Origin of the sequence: Spongiibacter sp. IMCC21906 (assembly GCF_001010805.1) — a bacterium.
Taxonomy (GTDB): domain Bacteria; phylum Pseudomonadota; class Gammaproteobacteria; order Pseudomonadales; family Spongiibacteraceae; genus Spongiibacter.
Genome location: NZ_CP011477.1, coordinates 2,522,613 through 2,539,910 on the forward strand (window position 1 = coordinate 2,522,613; position 17,298 = coordinate 2,539,910).

The following is a 17,298-nucleotide window of genomic DNA, read 5'->3' on the forward strand; positions in this document are numbered from 1 at the left end:
CATGAATATTGCCCTGCTTGGCTTTTGTAATCACTATACGCGCGCTCCTCCCCGTCATTTCGCGCTTCATTCTGCTCTCAGTATTGTTCAGCATTCATACAGCCATCCTCTGGCATCTTTAAGCTGTATATTAGAACAGGAGCCCAGATTATGAAGCTCATAAATGCCGTATTCATCATCACCAATTTAGCGTTTGCGGGCGCTGCCCAAGCAGGCCACCCTAGTAACTATCACAAGGAGTTTCGTGGTCAAGTTGTGGCTGGTCATAGCTACTACAGCCATCCCCATCAACGCGATCAACATTTTGGCAAGCACTACAAGCAGCGTGACAAGCATTACAAACATCGCGATAAGCGTCACGCCCGCAATCATCATACGCATGTTTACTATGAGCAGGCACCACGCTATTACCAACGCCACGTGCACACCCGTTACTGCGACCATCGTCGTCGCGGCCACGATACTGGCATCCGAATATTTTTAGGCTTGTAATCAGTCCAAAACAGCCTCGGCCAGCTGTTAGCTGGCTCTTTATTCCCCTAGGGTTTGTCGGACCAGCTCAATGTGTCGCTGTAAGGCCAAATGATCAGTAGATGGCGGCTGGCTCACCCACCCAGAAAATTCCACAGCGACAAGCAAATCAATGTCGGCTTGGCTGAGTTGATCACCCACCAAAAAACGTCGGTTTTCCAGCTCGGCATTCATATCCTCGAAAAATGCAGTTAATCGCTTGCTTCCCCGCTCAGCCAAGGCGGGAATCTGTTCCAATTTTAAAGTGCCAGGCAACGCCCTACCTTTAAAATTGTCATTGCCATTGCGCAGTACTTCCGCTACTGCCGAAAAACCCTCAAGAAAAAAGCGATGGCAATATCCTAATATTTGAGCCCGCTCTAACGCGTCATTACCAAAAACCGTTTTTTCCGGATACTGATGATCTAAATAGGAGCAAATAGCAATCACATCGCACAAACGCTGGCCATCATCCAACAGCAACACGGGTACCGTGCACCGAGGATTCACTTCTTTAAATGCTTCTGAAAACTGCGCTCCTTCCATCAAGCTTATTTGCTCACTGGCTAGCTCTACGCCCTTGTATTTAAGCATTAACGCGACACGCCGCGGGTTTGGCGCAGGGTCAAAAGTATAGAGTTTCATTGTTGTTACCTCAGTTGCCTATTATTGATTCAGGATGAGTTCAGCTGTTCTAACGTATTGTCTTATCACTGCACTCCACATAACGTAGCTCATTGCAGTCAAGCACTGCGACTTCAGCAAAGCTGACGTATAATGAGAAGTACAGCAAAAAACACTCTACCATGCTTAGGACAGTGGATAAGAACCCAAAGCTATGCGCTATTTTCAACTGACATCGATATTGCTGGGAATCCTGCTGGGATTTAGCGCAGCAAGCTATGCCAACCCGCTGCAAAGCTTGGGACAAGGTGGCGGTATTATCACGCGTCCCAATTTAAATGACCGCCAGTTACGACCAAGTCAAATTCAGAACAGCATCAGCTCTCGGGAAGCCGTCTCCATTGCCGAACGCCGTTATAACGGCCGCGCAGTCGGCGTCCGTCAAATCCAGGACCGGGGCGGTGTCGCGTATAAAGTCAGAATCCTCCAAGACAATGGCAAAATAAAAAACGTTATTATTGATGGCCGCTAAGAGCAATAAAATATGCGAATTCTATTAGTTGAAGACGAAGAACTCTTACTGGCTGATCTACAAAAACAATTCAGTCAAAACGGCTTTGCATACGATTCAGCCACCGATGGTGAAGAGGCGTTATTTCTCGGCCGCGAACACGACTATGATTTAGCAATAGTAGATTTGGGCCTGCCAAAACTGGATGGCATCAGCCTTATTCAGCGTTGGCGAGAAGAAGACAGAAACTTTCCGGTGTTGATTTTGACCGCAAGAGGCATGTGGCAAGATAAAGTGGCCGGTCTGGAAGCGGGCGGCGACGATTATGTGACCAAGCCCTTCCAATTTGAAGAAATCCTTGCTCGCGCCAACGCCTTGATCCGCCGCTCAGCAGGCTTTGCCAGCCCTAAACTTCGCTTTGAAAACCTACAGATAGATACCGGCGCCAAACGCGCTGAAGTCAATGGCCGCGTGCTTGAACTCACCGCGTTTGAATACAACGCGCTAGAATATTTAGCGTTGCGCAGTGGCCAAGTGGTGTCTAAAACAGAGTTAACGGAGCATCTATACGATCAGGACTTTGACCGGGACAGCAATGTCATTGAGGTTTTTATTGCCCGACTTCGCAAAAAAATAGACCCTGAAAGCTCACTAAAACCCATTTCCACCCTTCGCGGCCGGGGCTACCGCTTTGAACTTAGTGCTCAGCAAGAGAGCTAATGGCCCGCAAACACCCCGGCTCAATTACCCGACGCCTACTGTTTGCAAGCTTAACGGCGTTCCCTCTGTTGCTGCTATTAACCGGCGTCGCCATTGATCGCGCCCACACCAATAGTCTTCTCAAAGCTGAGTATGACCGATTAAAACTGCAGTTTTTTGGCTTGCTTGGCGCAATGGAATGGCAAGAAGGCCATTTGGTGATGAGCGAGCGTTTACAAGAAGCTCGATTCACCCAATTCCGATCCGGCCTTTATGGTGTTGTCAGCAGCGATACCGGTAAGCCGCTATGGCGCTCAATGTCGTCAGAAAGCCTGAAACTACCAGAGGTGGTCATCCCCCATCGTGCTGGCCAAGCAATACACGACAGCGTTGTCATTGAGGATAAAGCCCATTTTAGCTATCGCTATCTGGCTATTTGGGAAAATGAACAAGGTGGTGAAACCCCCCTGCTGTTTTCGCTGTATGTAGAAAAAACCCCTTTTCTAGCCGAGCAGCGCCGCTTTCAACAACAGCTCACTATTTGGCTGGGTTCGGTACTGATCGTAGCCATTGTGTTATCTGCGGCCATTCTGTATTGGGGGCTACGACCATTGCGACGGCTTGCAGAGGATCTCGCCAAACTTGAACGGGGCGACCAGCTCGCATTAGGCGACAATTACCCCAGAGAGTTATTGGCAATTACCAGCAATCTTAACCAACTCTTAGATAAAGAACAGAAACAGCGGGAGCGATATCGCAACACCCTTGGCGACTTGGCGCATAGTTTAAAAACCCCACTGGCCGTACTCCGAGCCCAAGACCTAAGCAGTGAAGACCGACGGGAACAGCTGCAGCGAATGGAACATATTGTGGCCTATCAACTTCAGCGTGCTGTGGGCTCTGGCCAGCACAGCTTGTTGCGCAAGCTTGATGTAAAACCCTTGCTAAATCGACTCTGCGCCAGCCTGAACAAAGTTTATCGTACAAAAACCATTCTCTTTACTGTGGAGGTTGATGCCAGTATAAAAATCGCCATGGATGAACAAGACAGCATGGAGTTATTCGGGAATTTATTGGATAACGCCTGCAAGGCCTGTGTTCAACACATTCACATTAGCACCCGCGAAGAACAGCAGCGTATTCAAATTTTGCTAGAAGACGACGGCCCCGGTATTAGCGAGGCTCAACGCTGTGAGTTATTAAAACGAGGCCAAAGAGGCGATCAATACGGCACCGGGCAAGGCATTGGCTTGGCGGTGGTACGGGATATTATTGAAAGTTACGATGCGCAGATTGAGATCAGCCAGTCCAAAAAGCTAGGTGGCGCCAAGATTACCTTAACACTACCCAGTTAAAGCTTTATTAAGACCTGTTCTGAACTAATCCAGATCAGAACATGACTTTCATGTTCCAGAAGAAATCGACCTCTGCTTGATCCAGCAAACTTTGCTCAATATTGTCATCCCCTACAGGTACCGCGGCCACAATATCGGTTTTAATCACATCTCGCCAAGACAAACCCAAGCTTAACCCCGCATCAGAGAGTTGCCGTGTATTGCCGGCAGCACCTTCTGCATCTTCATACCACGCTTGGCCATGCTCAAAAAATATTGCTGGCGTAAATGTAAAACCAAATACCGGTAATCCATTACCAGTAAAGCTCAATTTAGTATATGTGCCAGAGTCACCAACCAGCACCCCAGGAAGATAGGCACTCAAACTACTGCCTCCCAACACAAACTGCTGCTGCTGCGGCAGTTGAGTGTCATTACTAAACTGAGAAATAAACTGTAGATTTAAACTGGCCCAATCCACAACATTCAATTTGGCCGACGCCCGAGGTTTTAACACCACAAATTCACCACTGCGACGACCAATACCAACAGTGCCCTCTTCATCACTGCTACCTAATGTTCCCGAATCTGACCCTAAGCCTGTTTCCACAAAGCCTTGCGCAACAATTTGCGTGGGAATACTAAAAAGGCGCATTATCCGATTATATTTAAGCCCCAGCTCCAACGTTGTTTGGGGCTCGTCTAGCAGACGTCCAAAGCCTTCAAGATCAATAGTGCTCTCGATATGTTCTAAACGCTGAGAAAAACTGAGTCGACGAAAACTGTCACTGCTGAGAATCTGCTCACCGGTCACTGCAATACTGGTGCTCTCTGCCTCCAAGTCGAGAAAGAGCATTTGGGTTTCAACAGTCCCGTCGCCATTATTGTCTTCTTCAGCAGGTGCAAGACCACCTAATACCCCATTGAGGAGATCACACACAAAATTAAGCCCGCCTAAACATGACTCCTGTTGGCCATCGCCGGGCACCGGGTTGCCATTGTTATCGGGAACAGCAACGACAAGCCCCACATCCCGGGCATACTCCACATAATTTCCCTCAATACCGTACAGCCCCCAAGGGCTCGGTGTATCGAGTTTCAGGGTGTAACCATTGTAATAATCACCCCCATTGGTCTCACCCCATTGAGTCATGGCGCGGTCGTAAGAAAAATTAAACTCGACACCATTACTGAAGTCGTGCTTCAAACCTGCATTTGTAAAATAACGACCTAAAAACCGGTTACCAAGGTTGTTGGCACCAAGACTGACCTTGGTAGCGTCATGGTCGGCAATCTCACTTTCTGTGAACACCATCGTAAAGTTCTGAGGGTCGGTATCCACTTGGTAACTGATGGCGTATTCCACTCCCGAACGCTGGCTTTTTATGTCCGCAAGCACCCGCGGCTCATCAAATTCAGCCCGGGTTAAATGCTCATCACCAATCAGGCCATCAAAATAATTGGCTATCGCTTCTGGCGCTTTGATATTAGCCAACTTGCCATTAACCACATGGGCGTAAACTACGTTTCCTTGATGGGCGTAGTACACGGTTACCAGCAAATGTCCAAGCTGGTAATACGCTTGGTTGAGTCCATTAACGGCCTGGGCCGGGGTTTGCGCTGCGCCCATAATCGTATCGATTTGGGCGTCAGTTAAGTATTTATTGCCACTGATACGAAGTGTATATCCAGCTACCTCACGCTCAATTACCCCCGCAGAGCTAATTGCCGCGTAATTCTCTATTTTTGCCGCCGTTGAAGCTTGGGGCGGGATAACAGGAGGTAAATCAATAGCCATGTGTACTCCACTTCATATCTTTATCATTTCGGCTGCTAATTGATCAGCCGCAGTTCTACTCGACGATTCGCCGCCCGAGCAGATGTCAACTTCTCACCACTCAGCCCCACAACCGGCATTCTGGGGTCTGAAGCCCCGTAACCTTTAGAAATTAAGCGCACCGGAGCCACGCCCTCATTAATCAAATAGCGGCGAACGGCTTCTGCTCGTTGCAAAGACAATTTTTTGTTGTAGCGCGCATCACCCGTGTCGTCCGTATGACCGGCTACCTCTACCTGCTTATCGGGCATTTTTTTCAAAATCCGGGCAGCCTGTTCAAGGATATTGGTAGAAGATGAGGTTAACAACGCGGTATCAACCGCAAACTCGACGCCTTTTAATTCAAGAGGTTTATTGAGGTCAAAATGACAGCCCGATGGCAGCACAATGGCTTTAGCCGGAGAGTCTGGACACTGATCCAGCTCATCGCACACACTGTCATTGTCGCGATCTTGGCAGTTTTCTGCCATTAAAATGGGGCTAAATGTAACCTTCTCAACGGTTTCACTGTCATTTTGATCTTGTCGGGTATCAACGGTTTTAGTGGGTGCATCATTGCTTATCGACACACCTGGCAACGAGACAGTCAACACGGTGGGATCAAGATCACCACTCAACACGGAGCCTTCAAGAAACTCGATAACAGCCGGTTGTTCAGGATCCAATGCATTAAGCCAAGGCATGATGGAGGGCGTTAAGCCCCCTCCAGACGGTGCACCAAGCAAAAGAATGTCCTGGCCACTCACCCCCACACTAAGCAGAGCATCATCCGTCAACGCACCAATAGACAACAGGCTGTCCGAATCAGGCATTTCACCTAACAGCCCAACGTTTATCAGCCCGGTTTGAATCGAAACCCCCTGCCCGCTCCCGTCACCCAAAAGAGTCGAGAGCAAAGACTGAGCCCCCAGAGGCATTGAAGCTCCGGCGACAAACAGGCTTAGCAGCAATGTTCGACAAATCACGTTCAAAATTGCATCCAGTCACTTCTTATACTTCGACTATCAGTCGTCAATGCTTAGCGCACTTAATTGTCATTTTCAGCTAAAGCAGCCCCCACTATGGCGGGAATTAGCACATTGGCGCACCGCCGGTAACTGCTTGACGCAGGGAGCTGCATATATTCCACTTTCTGTGCAAATTATAGCCTGTCACAAGGTGTAAGTCTTTGCTATATAGCAGCTTATGTAATAGCTGGTTTCAGGGCGTTTTACCGCATTACTGCCCAAATTAGTGGCCAATAAGCATTCAATAACGCTGTTATCAAAACGCGAACAGTCAATGCCGCTCCATAAAACTGGCCTACCGCATTAAACAAATACACTTAGTTGCGATACAAAACCGAGCTTCACCGATCCCCAATACGCACCACCATCACACATATTGCTGTTATTTTTCCTTATATACCCACTTACAGCCAACCCCCTCGTCCGTCAGCCATCTAAACATTAGAAAAGAGTCAACACCCCCGGTTACCATGTTGGCTTATAAGCAAGCATCGGCTAACCGTACAGCTGCGAGCTCGATTCAAAAACAGCAATCTCCAAGCCCTGATAAAGTCGTTGCTTTGGGACAATAGCGAATCAACCAAGGTGAAAAACAAACTTGTGGCAGTAAGGAATTACAAAAACCTCCCGGCAACTCATTTGCGTGTTTATGCCTGAGCTTTCTTTTTTTAATGCCGTTCTTCCTTACCAATGGGAACCCATCCTGAGCATTATCTTCGGCGGCACGCTCGTAATGCACCTGCGCGGTCTTATTGCCGGGGCCCAGGCCAGTATGACTAAACAACTTTGTTTTTTTATTGGCCTAGCTTTGATGTACGCTGCGCTGCAAACGCGATTCGATTACTACGCACAATTTGTTTTTTCTTTTCACCGCCTTCAGCATTTAATTTTGCATCACCTTGCCAGCATGTTAATTGTGCTTGCCAATCCACTTCCGGTCCTCAGCTACAGCCTTTCCGATAAAACAACACGCGGCTTTACTGTTTTCTGGCAGCGCTCCGGTTTAAGCATCGCTTATAAAATAGCGCAAATACCCTGGATCGCCGCGCCACTATTTGTTGGCATCATTTATTTATGGCTGATACCCCAACTACACTTATTAGCTATGCTCAGCCGCAGCCTCTACAACCTAATGAACTGGGGCATGGCTGTTGATGGCCTGTTGTTCTGGTGGCTGATTTTTGATCCCCGCGCTGTAAAACCGGGCACCTCCACGCTAGGTTACGGAAAGCGCTGCCTGCTCTTGGCAGCCATCGCTTTTCCACAAATTATTTTGGGCGCTTACCTCACGTTTTCAAAAACCATCCGCTACGATATTTACGCGCTCTGCGGTCAACCCTGGCCCCTGTCGCCACTCATCGACCAACAAATCGGCGGTTTAATCACATGGATTCCCGGCGCAATGATGAGTGTAGTGGCAATGTTGATTGTCATGGTACGCTGGCGATCGTCCTCCAAAACATCAACCAAAAAAGGGGGATACTGATGACTCGCCTTGCGCTGACAACGTTTCTCAGTCTACTGTTACTTTCGGCCTGCCAAGCTGACTGGCACACTCAAGACATCTCGCCACTGATGCCACCCCTAGCCTTTCAGCTCACCGACGAAACCGGGCAGCAGACCACAGCAAACGACTACCTCGGCAAGATTAATCTGGTATTTTTTGGATTCACTCATTGTCAGTCCGCCTGCCCTGCAACCCTATCTCGGCTGGCATCTTTACTTGACGCGCTTCCACAATCTCAGCGCCAACAAATTAATGTGTTATTTGTCAGCGTAGATCCCAGGCGAGACTCGCCTCAGCAATTAACTCAATACACCAAAGGCTTTGGCTCGCGTTTTATTGGTCTTACTGGTACTCAAGATCAACTACAGACTCTTCACAAACGTTACAGAATCACTTACGGCTACGGGAACGCGTCTCCCACAGGGAGTTACATGGTGTCTCATAGCGCTGGTGTCTTTGTTTTTGCCAAAGACGGCAGTGCACAACTTCTCCTTCAACCTAACGACAGCAGCAAAGCCATTATCGCCGACCTGCGACGCTTAAGTAGCAAACGCTAGTGTTTATACACTCAGTTTAAATCGTTTATTGCGTCAATAGACCGCTACGTTAGATCTAAACAAAAACGCCAAGCCTTTTTCAAGACTTGGCATTTTTAGGTTAACAAATGCAGCAAAGCTGCCGTTCTAACTTAGATTGGCAATGGCAGAGAATCCAAACCCGGCAACGCATCTAAACCAGGTAAAGCGTCTAGCCCCGGCAAAGCAGACAAGCCTGGAATAGGTAAACCACCATCGCTAAAGCCCATCAAGTTCCCTTGTAAATGATCAAGCAGTACCAAGAGCTCATCAACAATAGCCGTCACCTCACCCTGAATCACATCGGGATCAGCACTTGGCAGAGCATCCACAACATCAGTGACTTGATCAGTAATGCCACCACCACCCGCCAAGTCATCAGCTGCGGTATCAATTGTTTTTGTCAATTGCTCAAGAACGTCCGAACCCGCATCCAAGGGCAAGCCATCAAGACCAGGAATCGGCAAACCGCCATCACCTAAAGATCCTAAAAGCGGCAGTGAATCCAGACCAGGGAGGCCACCGCCCCCCAAACCAGAAAGCAGGTCCAGGCCCGGAAGCCCACCACCCAGCGAACCCACAATAGGCAGACCATCAAGACCAGGTAAACTTGGCACCCCACCGCCCAAGGCGTCCAAACCAGGCAGAGAACCCAGTGGAATCAAGCCAATCAAATCCAGCCCTGGTAGCGCATCCAGGCCCGGCAAAGGCAGCGCGCCGACAACAGGCACCTGAGCATTGGCAGACCCCATCATTGCAGTCAAACCACCCGCAAAAACAGCTGACCTCAAAAGGTTATTTTTCATGACGTTTCACTCCAAGAAAACTGAATTCAAATCGTTATTTATCGCCTGATTGCTTGTTCATTAAACTATCAGCAACAGCATAAACTGATGTGCATATTACGGGTTTATACCTATGCATCATTGTGACGACCATCACAATTAACGATTTTTCCAAGGGGAGGTACGGCCTTAACGCTAAACCACAGCCAACATCCGAAAACGGGGCAAGTCTAGCCATCATATCAAACTGTCAATCGACAAGAAAACGAGTAAAAGACTACCAACAAGCCAATCTAGTTTTCTGGCATCGTAAAACGAAAAAAGCAGCCATGAAGGCTGCTTTTTTTAAAATGGTCGGAACGGCAGGATTTGAACCTGCGACCCCCACACCCCCAGTGTGGTGCGCTACCAGACTGCGCTACGCCCCGAAATCAGGGCAGGCATAATACCCCAAGAGATTAATAGAGTGAACCTATCTTTTTAAAAACTTTAACAATTCTTCCAGTTCACCTAGCATTTGTTTAATAACTAAACGCGTCTGCGATGCTTCATCTTTTGCGACCTCACCGGTCATTCGCTGGCGGGCACCACCGATGGTGTAACCCTGCTCATATAGCAAGCTGCGAATTTGACGGATCATCAACACATCCTGGTGCTGATAATAGCGGCGATTACCCCGACGCTTAACAGGCGCGAGCTGGGGGAATTCTTGCTCCCAATAGCGAAGGACGTGCGGCTTTACACTGCAAAGCTCGCTGACTTCTCCAATGGTAAAATAGCGTTTGCCGGGAATGGGCGGCAACTCATCATTGTGGCTTGGTTCCAGCATAATCCTCTACTCTGGATTTTAATTTTTGGCCGGGTCTAAACGTCACCACTCTACGGGCCGAGATAGGAATCTCCTCTCCCGTTTTAGGGTTTCGCCCCGGCCGTTGGCTCTTATCCCTAAGATCAAAATTGCCAAACCCGGATATTTTAACCTGTTCGTTATTTTCCAAGCAGTGCCTGACCTGCTCGAAAAACAATTCGACCAGCTCTTTTGCCTCACGCTTGTTCAAACCAAGTTCTTCGTACAGCCGTTCAGCCATTTCGGCCTTGGTCAGAGACGTCATCCCTTAGTTCCTTAGTTTTGCGCCGAAGGCCTCCTGTAAGCGACTCACAACAGCCTCGACAAACTGATTTACTTCTTCTTCGTTTAGGGTGCGCGATGAATGCCGGAACGTCAAGCCTAGCGCAAGGCTTTTTCGTTCAGGATCAATGCCTTTACCTTGGTAAATATCAAAGAGCTTCAAGTTAATAAGGTAAGCCCCTGCCGACGCCCTTACCTCGTCCAGCAACTGCTGAGCAGGAAGGTGTTGATCAACAATAAGCGCCAAGTCCCGGCGAACCTCGGGGAAACGCGATAGCTCTTGAAATGCAATATTACGCCGACGGGTAATAAAATCCAAAGAAATTTCAAAAACATAGACCGGACTTACAAAATCATACTTACGCTGCAAAGTGGGATGTAATGCGCCAATAACCCCCGCCAACTCGCCACCAACAAACACATCGGCGCACTGGCCAGGGTGCAGGGCTTTGTGAGTGCTGGCAGCAAAACTCACCGTTTCATCCACACTGCCCAGTAAACTTTCCAAATCGCCTTTTAAGTCGAAAAAGTCTACCGAATCGGCACTGGCATTCCAGCTTTCGGGCTCACGCCTACCGCACAATAACGCAGCTAGTGCGGGTGTTTGTTCAACAACATCAGCTTGTTGAACAAAGCGCAGGCCCGTTTCAAAAAAGCGAAGCCGGGATTGCTGACGCTTGCTATTGTGCATAGCCGCTTTTAATAAGCCCGGTAGCAGTGATGTGCGCATCTCTGCCATATCACTGGAAATAGGGTTGCGTAAGGCAACGGTCTTAAGGTCGCTTAATTCCGATTGCAGTGCCGGATCAACAAAACTGTAAGTGATCAGTTCTTGATAGCCTTTGCCAACCAATTGCTGGCGTACCACAGACATTGGCCGACGATTTTCCGGTGCGTCTTTAATGACCAACTCACTACTAATAGGGCTTACCGGTAAGCGATTGTAGCCATACACCCGGGCCAGCTCTTCCAGCAGATCCACCTCAATGGTGATATCAAAACGCCAGCTGGGTGGAACCACATTCCAGCCCTCTTCCCGACGCTCTACGGCCATTCCCAGGCCAGATAAAATCGACTCTACATCTTTAGCGAGCAGAGCCATACCCAGCAGCTTTTCTATCCGCCCTTCTCTCAGAAAAATAGATTGGGCTTTTGGAAGCGCATGACTTTCTGCGGTGATCAGCGGTCCAGCCTCGCCACCACAAAGCGTTAAAATCAGCTCACTGGCACGCTCCATAGCTCTAGTACAAAGCTGATAATCCACCCCGCGCTCAAAGCGGTGTGAGGAATCAGTGTGCAAGCCGTAACTACGGGCGCGACCGGCAATTTTGTCGGGCGCAAAAAATGCCGCTTCTAAAAACAGATGTTTGGTATTGGCGGTAACTGAAGAAGGTTCTCCCCCCATAATACCCGCCAAGGCTAATGGCTTGCTGTGATCGGCAATAACCAGGCTGTCAGGTTTTAGCTCCAAGGTCTGGCCATCTAGCATTGCTAGCGCATCACCCGCTTTTGCTTTTCGGACCACGATGCCGCCATCGATCTGATCCAGGTCGAAGGCATGCATGGGCTGTCCCAGCTCCAGCATGATGTAGTTGGTCGCATCTACTACCGCATCGATGCTGCGCAAACCACAACGGCGCAAGCGTTCCTGCAACCAAAGCGGACTGGGACGGCTCACATCCACGTTGCGAAGCACCCGTCCCACATAACGAGGGCAGTCTTCATCGGCCTCAAGCTCAACGGTCAAGGTCTCATTGTGGCTGGCCGCAATACTGCCATCGCCGTGATCAACGAAGGGCATGTCGTTCAGTACCGCTGCCTCACGAGCAATACCACGTATGCTCAAACAGTCGGCCCGGTTCGGGGTTAAACCCAGTTCGATAACCGTGTCATTCAAGTTCAAGTACTGGTGTAATTCTTCGCCAACCGGCGCGTCGAGCGGCAATTCCAACAAACCATCGGAGCTGTCGGCCATGCCCAACTCTTGTTCGGCGCAAAGCATCCCGAAGGATTCCACACCACGAAGCTTGGCTTTTTTGATTTTGAAATTATCGGGCAATACCGCACCGACTTTGGCCAAGGGGACTTTGATGCCCGCCCGCGCATTGGCCGCACCGCACACAATCTGTACCGTCTCATCGCCAGCATTCACGCTGCATACTTGCAGTTTCTGAGCGTCAGGATGGGGCTCAGCACTCAGAATTTCTGCCACTACCACACCGCGGAACTGGCCCGCTACGGGTTCGATGGCATCCACTTCCAAACCGGCCATGGTTAATTGTGCTGCGAGATCATCGGTATCCGTGCTGGGATCAACCCACTCTCGCAACCACTGTTCGCTGAATTTCATTTTTTATCCTTGATACCCTGTTTTTTTGAGTTAATTACGGTACTGACAACCTGGGTGACTTAGCGAAACTGCCCAAGAAACTGCAGATCGTTCTCAAAAAACAGGCGCAGATCATTCACGCCATAGCGCAACATTGCCAGGCGTTCTACCCCTAAACCAAAAGCAAAACCGGTGAAGCGCTCGGTGTCGATATTAGAAAATTCAAACACCCGAGGATGCACCATGCCGCAACCCAAAATTTCGATCCAGCCAGTGTGCGAGCACACCCGACAACCGTCACCGCCACACATGACGCACTGAATATCCACTTCTGCCGATGGCTCGGTGAAGGGAAAATAGGACGGCCGGAAACGCACGGCTAACTCTTTCTCAAAAAAGGATCTCAGAAACGACTCCAGCATGCCTTTTAAATCAGCAAAGCTGCAGTTCTCTGAAATCATCAAGCCTTCAACCTGATGAAACATTGGCGTATGCGTCAAATCAGAGTCACAACGATAAACCCGGCCAGGACAAATCAGCTTCATTGGCGGCTCGCTGCTCTCCATCACCCGTACTTGTACCGGCGAAGTGTGGGTACGCAGCACATGAGTGTCATCCACATAAAAAGTGTCGTGCATCGCCCGCGCGGGATGATGAGCAGGAATATTGAGGGCTTCAAAATTATGGTAGTCATCCTCTATTTCAGGGCCTTCTACCACGTCGAAACCAATACCTTCAAAGAAAGCCGACACCCGCTCGATGGTACGAGTAATAGGATGGAGACCACCCAGTTGTTGACCCCGCCCCGGTAAGGTGACATCAATGGTCTCAGCGGCAAGTTTGGCGTTAACCTCAGCTTCTTCTAACGCGGCTTTACGCTGGGAAATTTTCTCCGCGAGCTGGGCTTTTACTTTGTTTATCTCTGCTCCAGCCGCAGGGCGTTCTTCGGCAGACAAATTCCCCAAACCTTTTAGCAAGGCGGTGATGTGACCTTTTTTACCCAGATACTCAACGCGAACCTGATCCAACACCTGACCACTGTCAGCGGCGGCTATCTTCTGTTCCGCCTCTGCGGCCAAGCCGCTTAGATTATCCATTCTGCTTTCCCAGTTGTTCGGCTAGCACAGCACTTAGAAAGAGCCATGCAAAAATACTGTAGATTACTGTTTTACAAACAAAATAGGGAAAGAGCCAGGCTCTTTCCCTATTCGACGTGCATATTCCCTTGCCACTTACCGCGGCGCAGGAGGATCAGGCCAGAGCTGTTTTTGCACGCTCAACGATGCTGGCAAATGCCTCTTTATCGTGAACAGCTATGTCAGATAGCACACGGCGATCCAAAGCGATATCCGCTTTTTTCAGACCGGCGATCAAACGGCTGTAGCTCAGACCATTGGCCCGAGAAGCAGCATTGATGCGCGTGATCCAAAGTGCACGGAAGGTACGTTTCTTAACACGACGGTCACGGTAAGCATACTGACCTGCTTTGATTACAGCTTGCTTAGCAACACGATAAATCCGTGAGCGCGCACCGTAATAACCTTTGGCTTGTTTCAAAATTTTCTTGTGACGGCGATGGGCGGTCACACCACGTTTTACGCGGGGCATAATGTCTTCCTCTTAATCTTGATGACTTCGGCTTAAATGGCACGCAACATACGGTCTACCAATACTTTGTCCGACTTATGGACAGCACTGGTACCGCGTAGTTGACGCTTACGCTTGGTGGTCATCTTGGTCAAGATGTGACTTTTATGGGCGCTTTTACGCTTATAACCGCTACCGGTTTTTTTAAAGCGCTTCGCCGCTCCGCTGTGAACCTTTACTTTTGGCATCGTTAGATACTCCGCATTGCATTTTTCGTTTAAGTAGGCCCAAAGAGCTCGCTACTTTTTCTTTTTCGGGGCAATGACCATCGTCGCTTGGCGGCCTTCCATCTTCGGAAATTGCTCTACAGCGCCGTATTCAGCGAGGTCTGCTTCAACTCGCTGCAACAACTGTATGCCTAATTCCTGGTGGGCCATCTCACGACCGCGGTAACGCAGGGTTACCTTGGCTTTATCCCCATGCTCGAGGAAACGTATCAGGTTGCGCAGTTTTACCTGATAATCCCCATCATCCGTCCCAGGTCGGAATTTAACTTCCTTAACCTGAGTCCGAACCTGGTTTTTTCGGGCCGCAGCTTGCTGCTTTTTGGCCTCGAAAACATGTTTACCATAGTCCATGATTTTACAGACTATTGGGTCCGAATCTGCGATTTGGACCAAATCTAGTGTAACTGCTTCTGCCGCCTTCAGGCCCTCAGCAAGCGGAACGATGCCTACCTGGTTGCCATCTTGATCGATCAGTCTGATCTCACGGGCTTCAATGTCACCATTAATTAGCGCTTTTTTACTGCGCCCTTTTGCGTTATCGCGTTTAATTGCTAATTCTCCGGGTTTGCGCGGCCTCTATGAGCCACGCCTTCAGCGAGAAGGTTTGCAAGGTCATCTAAAGAGAGTGAACCAAGGTCCTCGCCGCTACGTGCACGCACCGATACGGTCCCCGTTTCCACTTCCTTGTCACCAACGACAAAGAGATACGGGACCTTCTGAATTGTGTGCTCGCGGATTTTAAAGCCGATCTTCTCATTTCTCAAGTCCGCATCGACTCTAAACCCACGTTCTTGCAGGAAATCTTCCACTTTAGAGACAAATCCAGCCTGTTTGTCCGTAATATTACAAACAACCGCTTGCACCGGCGCCAACCAAAGTGGAAATGCGCCCTCGTAGTGTTCGATCAGAATCCCGATAAAACGTTCGAAAGAACCCAAAATAGCTCGGTGCAACATCACTGGCGTTTGGCGTTCACCCGCTTCATCCACATACTGAGCACCAAGGCGGCCCGGCATAGAGAAATCGACCTGAATTGTGCCCAATTGCCATACCCGACCGATGCAATCCTTCAAAGAAAACTCAATTTTGGGACCGTAAAACGCGCCCTCACCCGGCAGTTCTTCCCAGGGCAGTGATTTACTGTCCAGCGCCAAAGCCAGCGACTGCTCGGCTCGATCCCAGTCCTCGTCGCTACCAACCCGTTGCTCTGGGCGAGTCGACAAACGATAAATCACTTCACTAAAACCAAAATCGGCATAGACGTCGTGAAGGAAGTCGATAAAGTCTGCCACTTCACTTTGAATTTGGCCCTCTGTACAGAAGATATGTGCATCATCCTGCACAAACCCCCGGACGCGCATAATGCCATGCAAGGAACCAGAAGGTTCATTGCGATGACAGCTACCAAACTCAGCCAAACGCAGCGGCAAATCACGATAGCTGCGTAAACCCTGATTAAACACCTGCACATGGCAAGGGCAGTTCATAGGTTTAACCGCAAACTGACGATCATCCGCCGTCAGCGTAAACATGCCGTCACTGAATTTATCGGCGTGACCAGATTTTTCCCACAAAGAAATATCCACCACCTGAGGGGTTTTGATCTCTTTGTAGCCATGCTGGCGCTGCTTAAGCCGCATGTATTGCTCAATGCCCTGATAAATGCTCCAGCCTTTTGGATGCCAAAACACCATACCGGGCGCTTCTTCCTGCATATGGAATAAATCTAATTTCTTAGCCACTTTGCGATGATCCCGCTTGGCTGACTCTTCCATAATGCGCATGTGTTGCGCGAGCTGTTTTTTATCAGCAAATGCGGTGCCATAAATACGCTGCAGCATTTTATTATCAGAGTCGCCACGCCAATAAGCGCCACTTACCCGCAACAATTTAAAATGCTTGCAGAAGCTCATATTGGGTACATGGGGGCCACGACACATATCCACGTATTCTTCGTGATAATAGAGACCCGGCTTATCGTCTCGAGCCACATCTCGCTCAAGAATCTCTAACTTATAAGACTCCCCACGGGCCTCAAAGGTGGCGACGGCTTCTTCCCAACTGACTTTTTTCTTTACTACCGCATAGCCCGTTTTCACCAGCTCTTTCATGCGCGTTTCTAGCTTTTCCAGATCTTCCTCGGTAAGCATATGATCGAGGTCAACATCATAGTAAAAACCGCTATCGATAGTGGGGCCAATCGCCATTTTGGCTTCTGGCCACAATTGCTTTAAGGCGTGCCCCAAAAGGTGGGCACAAGAGTGGCGAATAATCTCCAGGCCATCTTCATCCTTGGCCGTAAACAGGGTCAGCTCGGCATCATCGGTAATCACATCGCTGGCATCACGACGCACGCCATTAACCCGACCGCCCAAGGTCGCTTTGGCCAAGCCTGGACCGATATCGGCAGCAACATCCAGTACGCTAACAGGCTGGTCAAATTCACGTTGACTACCATCGGGGAGAGTAATGCGGGGCATAGCGAATCCTTTTACAGTGGTGGCCCCTACGAAAGGCCACATGACTAAAATATGAGGTTTTAACGAGGGCGAACATTATCCACGTTGATGATTAACG

18 protein-coding genes and 1 tRNA gene are annotated in these 17,298 nt (G+C 49.3%); 6 read left to right on the forward strand and 13 right to left on the reverse strand.

Features of this window, described 5'->3' with window-relative positions:
• Positions 1 to 150: 150 nt before the first annotated feature.
• On the forward strand, positions 151 to 492 hold the full coding sequence (locus tag IMCC21906_RS11660; protein WP_047012312.1) for a hypothetical protein: 342 nt from the start codon (positions 151 to 153) through the stop codon (positions 490 to 492).
• A 39-nt stretch (positions 493 to 531) separates the two neighbouring features.
• Here the strand turns inward: IMCC21906_RS11660 and IMCC21906_RS11665 are convergent, their stop codons facing one another.
• Positions 532 to 1,155 (reverse strand): glutathione S-transferase family protein, encoded by a 624-nt coding sequence (locus IMCC21906_RS11665; RefSeq protein ID WP_047012313.1) that lies wholly within the window; start codon positions 1,153 to 1,155, stop codon positions 532 to 534.
• A gap of 193 nt (positions 1,156 to 1,348) precedes the next feature.
• Here IMCC21906_RS11665 and IMCC21906_RS11670 point away from each other — a divergent pair, with 193 nt between their 5' ends.
• From IMCC21906_RS11670 to IMCC21906_RS11680, 3 genes are read left to right on the forward strand one after another with little or no spacing between them, the layout of a single operon-like run.
• The gene (locus tag IMCC21906_RS11670) at positions 1,349 to 1,666 is read left to right on the forward strand and encodes a PepSY domain-containing protein (RefSeq protein WP_047012314.1); all 318 of its coding nucleotides are present in this window, start codon (positions 1,349 to 1,351) and stop codon (positions 1,664 to 1,666) included.
• A 12-nt stretch (positions 1,667 to 1,678) separates the two neighbouring features.
• On the forward strand, positions 1,679 to 2,365 hold the full coding sequence (locus IMCC21906_RS11675; protein ID WP_047012315.1) for a response regulator transcription factor: 687 nt from the start codon (positions 1,679 to 1,681) through the stop codon (positions 2,363 to 2,365).
• Positions 2,365 to 3,699, forward strand: coding sequence for an ATP-binding protein (locus IMCC21906_RS11680; protein WP_047012316.1), 1,335 nt, complete (start codon positions 2,365 to 2,367; stop codon positions 3,697 to 3,699). The genes IMCC21906_RS11675 and IMCC21906_RS11680 overlap by 1 nt, the downstream gene beginning before the upstream one ends.
• A 34-nt stretch (positions 3,700 to 3,733) precedes the next feature.
• Here the strand turns inward: IMCC21906_RS11680 and IMCC21906_RS11685 are convergent, their stop codons facing one another.
• Both IMCC21906_RS11685 and IMCC21906_RS16380 read right to left on the reverse strand, forming a co-directional pair.
• Entirely contained in the window at positions 3,734 to 5,476 is a 1,743-nt protein-coding gene (locus IMCC21906_RS11685; protein WP_047012317.1) for a hypothetical protein, read from the reverse strand.
• A 35-nt stretch (positions 5,477 to 5,511) separates the two neighbouring features.
• On the reverse strand, positions 5,512 to 6,327 hold the full coding sequence (locus IMCC21906_RS16380; protein ID WP_197085895.1) for an OmpA family protein: 816 nt from the start codon (positions 6,325 to 6,327) through the stop codon (positions 5,512 to 5,514).
• 844 nt (positions 6,328 to 7,171) lie between these two features.
• On the opposite strand from IMCC21906_RS16380, the gene IMCC21906_RS11695 reads away from it, so the two are divergent.
• Both IMCC21906_RS11695 and IMCC21906_RS11700 read left to right on the forward strand, forming a co-directional pair.
• Positions 7,172 to 8,008, forward strand: coding sequence for a cytochrome c oxidase assembly protein (locus IMCC21906_RS11695; protein WP_047012318.1), 837 nt, complete (start codon positions 7,172 to 7,174; stop codon positions 8,006 to 8,008).
• A complete protein-coding gene (locus IMCC21906_RS11700; protein WP_047012319.1) occupies positions 8,008 to 8,586 on the forward strand; it encodes an SCO family protein in 579 nt (192 codons plus the stop codon). Before IMCC21906_RS11695 ends, IMCC21906_RS11700 begins: the two co-directional genes overlap by 1 nt.
• Before the next feature lie 131 nt (positions 8,587 to 8,717).
• On the opposite strand, the gene IMCC21906_RS16855 is transcribed toward IMCC21906_RS11700, so the two are convergent.
• The 10 genes from IMCC21906_RS16855 to thrS all read right to left on the reverse strand — a co-directional run bounded on the left by IMCC21906_RS16855 (position 8,718) and on the right by thrS (position 17,201).
• Positions 8,718 to 9,410: a hypothetical protein gene (locus IMCC21906_RS16855; protein ID WP_047012320.1), complete on the reverse strand. Its 693-nt coding sequence runs from the start codon at positions 9,408 to 9,410 to the stop codon at positions 8,718 to 8,720.
• A gap of 330 nt (positions 9,411 to 9,740) precedes the next feature.
• A tRNA-Pro gene (locus IMCC21906_RS11710) sits at positions 9,741 to 9,817 on the reverse strand.
• Between the two features lie 44 nt (positions 9,818 to 9,861).
• Positions 9,862 to 10,218: a MerR family transcriptional regulator gene (locus IMCC21906_RS11715; protein WP_047012321.1), complete on the reverse strand. Its 357-nt coding sequence runs from the start codon at positions 10,216 to 10,218 to the stop codon at positions 9,862 to 9,864.
• Complete coding sequence (ihfA, locus tag IMCC21906_RS11720; RefSeq protein ID WP_047012322.1) at positions 10,196 to 10,501, reverse strand: integration host factor subunit alpha; 306 nt, start codon at positions 10,499 to 10,501, stop codon at positions 10,196 to 10,198. The genes IMCC21906_RS11715 and ihfA overlap by 23 nt, the downstream gene beginning before the upstream one ends.
• A gap of 3 nt (positions 10,502 to 10,504) precedes the next feature.
• Complete coding sequence (pheT, locus tag IMCC21906_RS11725) at positions 10,505 to 12,868, reverse strand: phenylalanine--tRNA ligase subunit beta (RefSeq protein WP_047012323.1); 2,364 nt, start codon at positions 12,866 to 12,868, stop codon at positions 10,505 to 10,507.
• Between the two features lie 59 nt (positions 12,869 to 12,927).
• Positions 12,928 to 13,944 (reverse strand): phenylalanine--tRNA ligase subunit alpha, encoded by a 1,017-nt coding sequence (gene pheS / locus IMCC21906_RS11730; protein WP_047012324.1) that lies wholly within the window; start codon positions 13,942 to 13,944, stop codon positions 12,928 to 12,930.
• Between the two features lie 154 nt (positions 13,945 to 14,098).
• Positions 14,099 to 14,455, reverse strand: a complete 357-nt coding sequence (rplT, locus tag IMCC21906_RS11735) for a 50S ribosomal protein L20 (RefSeq protein ID WP_047012325.1) — start codon at positions 14,453 to 14,455, stop codon at positions 14,099 to 14,101.
• 32 nt (positions 14,456 to 14,487) lie between these two features.
• Positions 14,488 to 14,682, reverse strand: a complete 195-nt coding sequence (rpmI, locus tag IMCC21906_RS11740) for a 50S ribosomal protein L35 (protein WP_022960515.1) — start codon at positions 14,680 to 14,682, stop codon at positions 14,488 to 14,490.
• A gap of 51 nt (positions 14,683 to 14,733) precedes the next feature.
• Positions 14,734 to 15,270 carry a translation initiation factor IF-3 gene (infC, locus tag IMCC21906_RS11745; protein WP_082117466.1) on the reverse strand — a complete coding sequence of 179 codons (537 nt, stop codon included), beginning with the start codon at positions 15,268 to 15,270 and terminating at the stop codon, positions 14,734 to 14,736.
• 2 nt (positions 15,271 to 15,272) lie between these two features.
• Positions 15,273 to 17,201, reverse strand: coding sequence for a threonine--tRNA ligase (thrS, locus tag IMCC21906_RS11750; protein WP_047012327.1), 1,929 nt, complete (start codon positions 17,199 to 17,201; stop codon positions 15,273 to 15,275).
• Positions 17,202 to 17,298: the final 97 nt, after the last annotated feature.

What these genes read in the sequence shown, in the direction of transcription:
- IMCC21906_RS11660 (WP_047012312.1), top strand. Translation starts at nt 151, where the DNA reads ATGAAGCTCATAAATGCCGTATTCATCATCACCAATTTAGCGTTTGCG.
- IMCC21906_RS11665 (WP_047012313.1), bottom strand. Translation starts at nt 1,155, where the DNA reads ATGAAACTCTATACTTTTGACCCTGCGCCAAACCCGCGGCGTGTCGCG.
- IMCC21906_RS11670 (WP_047012314.1), top strand. Translation starts at nt 1,349, where the DNA reads ATGCGCTATTTTCAACTGACATCGATATTGCTGGGAATCCTGCTGGGA.
- IMCC21906_RS11675 (WP_047012315.1), top strand. Translation starts at nt 1,679, where the DNA reads ATGCGAATTCTATTAGTTGAAGACGAAGAACTCTTACTGGCTGATCTA.
- IMCC21906_RS11680 (WP_047012316.1), top strand. Translation starts at nt 2,365, where the DNA reads ATGGCCCGCAAACACCCCGGCTCAATTACCCGACGCCTACTGTTTGCA.
- IMCC21906_RS11685 (WP_047012317.1), bottom strand. Translation starts at nt 5,476, where the DNA reads ATGGCTATTGATTTACCTCCTGTTATCCCGCCCCAAGCTTCAACGGCG.
- IMCC21906_RS16380 (WP_197085895.1), bottom strand. Translation starts at nt 6,327, where the DNA reads ATGCCTGATTCGGACAGCCTGTTGTCTATTGGTGCGTTGACGGATGAT.
- IMCC21906_RS11695 (WP_047012318.1), top strand. Translation starts at nt 7,172, where the DNA reads ATGCCTGAGCTTTCTTTTTTTAATGCCGTTCTTCCTTACCAATGGGAA.
- IMCC21906_RS11700 (WP_047012319.1), top strand. Translation starts at nt 8,008, where the DNA reads ATGACTCGCCTTGCGCTGACAACGTTTCTCAGTCTACTGTTACTTTCG.
- IMCC21906_RS16855 (WP_047012320.1), bottom strand. Translation starts at nt 9,410, where the DNA reads ATGAAAAATAACCTTTTGAGGTCAGCTGTTTTTGCGGGTGGTTTGACT.
- IMCC21906_RS11715 (WP_047012321.1), bottom strand. Translation starts at nt 10,218, where the DNA reads ATGCTGGAACCAAGCCACAATGATGAGTTGCCGCCCATTCCCGGCAAA.
- ihfA (WP_047012322.1), bottom strand. Translation starts at nt 10,501, where the DNA reads ATGACGTCTCTGACCAAGGCCGAAATGGCTGAACGGCTGTACGAAGAA.
- pheT (WP_047012323.1), bottom strand. Translation starts at nt 12,868, where the DNA reads ATGAAATTCAGCGAACAGTGGTTGCGAGAGTGGGTTGATCCCAGCACG.
- pheS (WP_047012324.1), bottom strand. Translation starts at nt 13,944, where the DNA reads ATGGATAATCTAAGCGGCTTGGCCGCAGAGGCGGAACAGAAGATAGCC.
- rplT (WP_047012325.1), bottom strand. Translation starts at nt 14,455, where the DNA reads ATGCCCCGCGTAAAACGTGGTGTGACCGCCCATCGCCGTCACAAGAAA.
- rpmI (WP_022960515.1), bottom strand. Translation starts at nt 14,682, where the DNA reads ATGCCAAAAGTAAAGGTTCACAGCGGAGCGGCGAAGCGCTTTAAAAAA.
- thrS (WP_047012327.1), bottom strand. Translation starts at nt 17,201, where the DNA reads ATGCCCCGCATTACTCTCCCCGATGGTAGTCAACGTGAATTTGACCAG.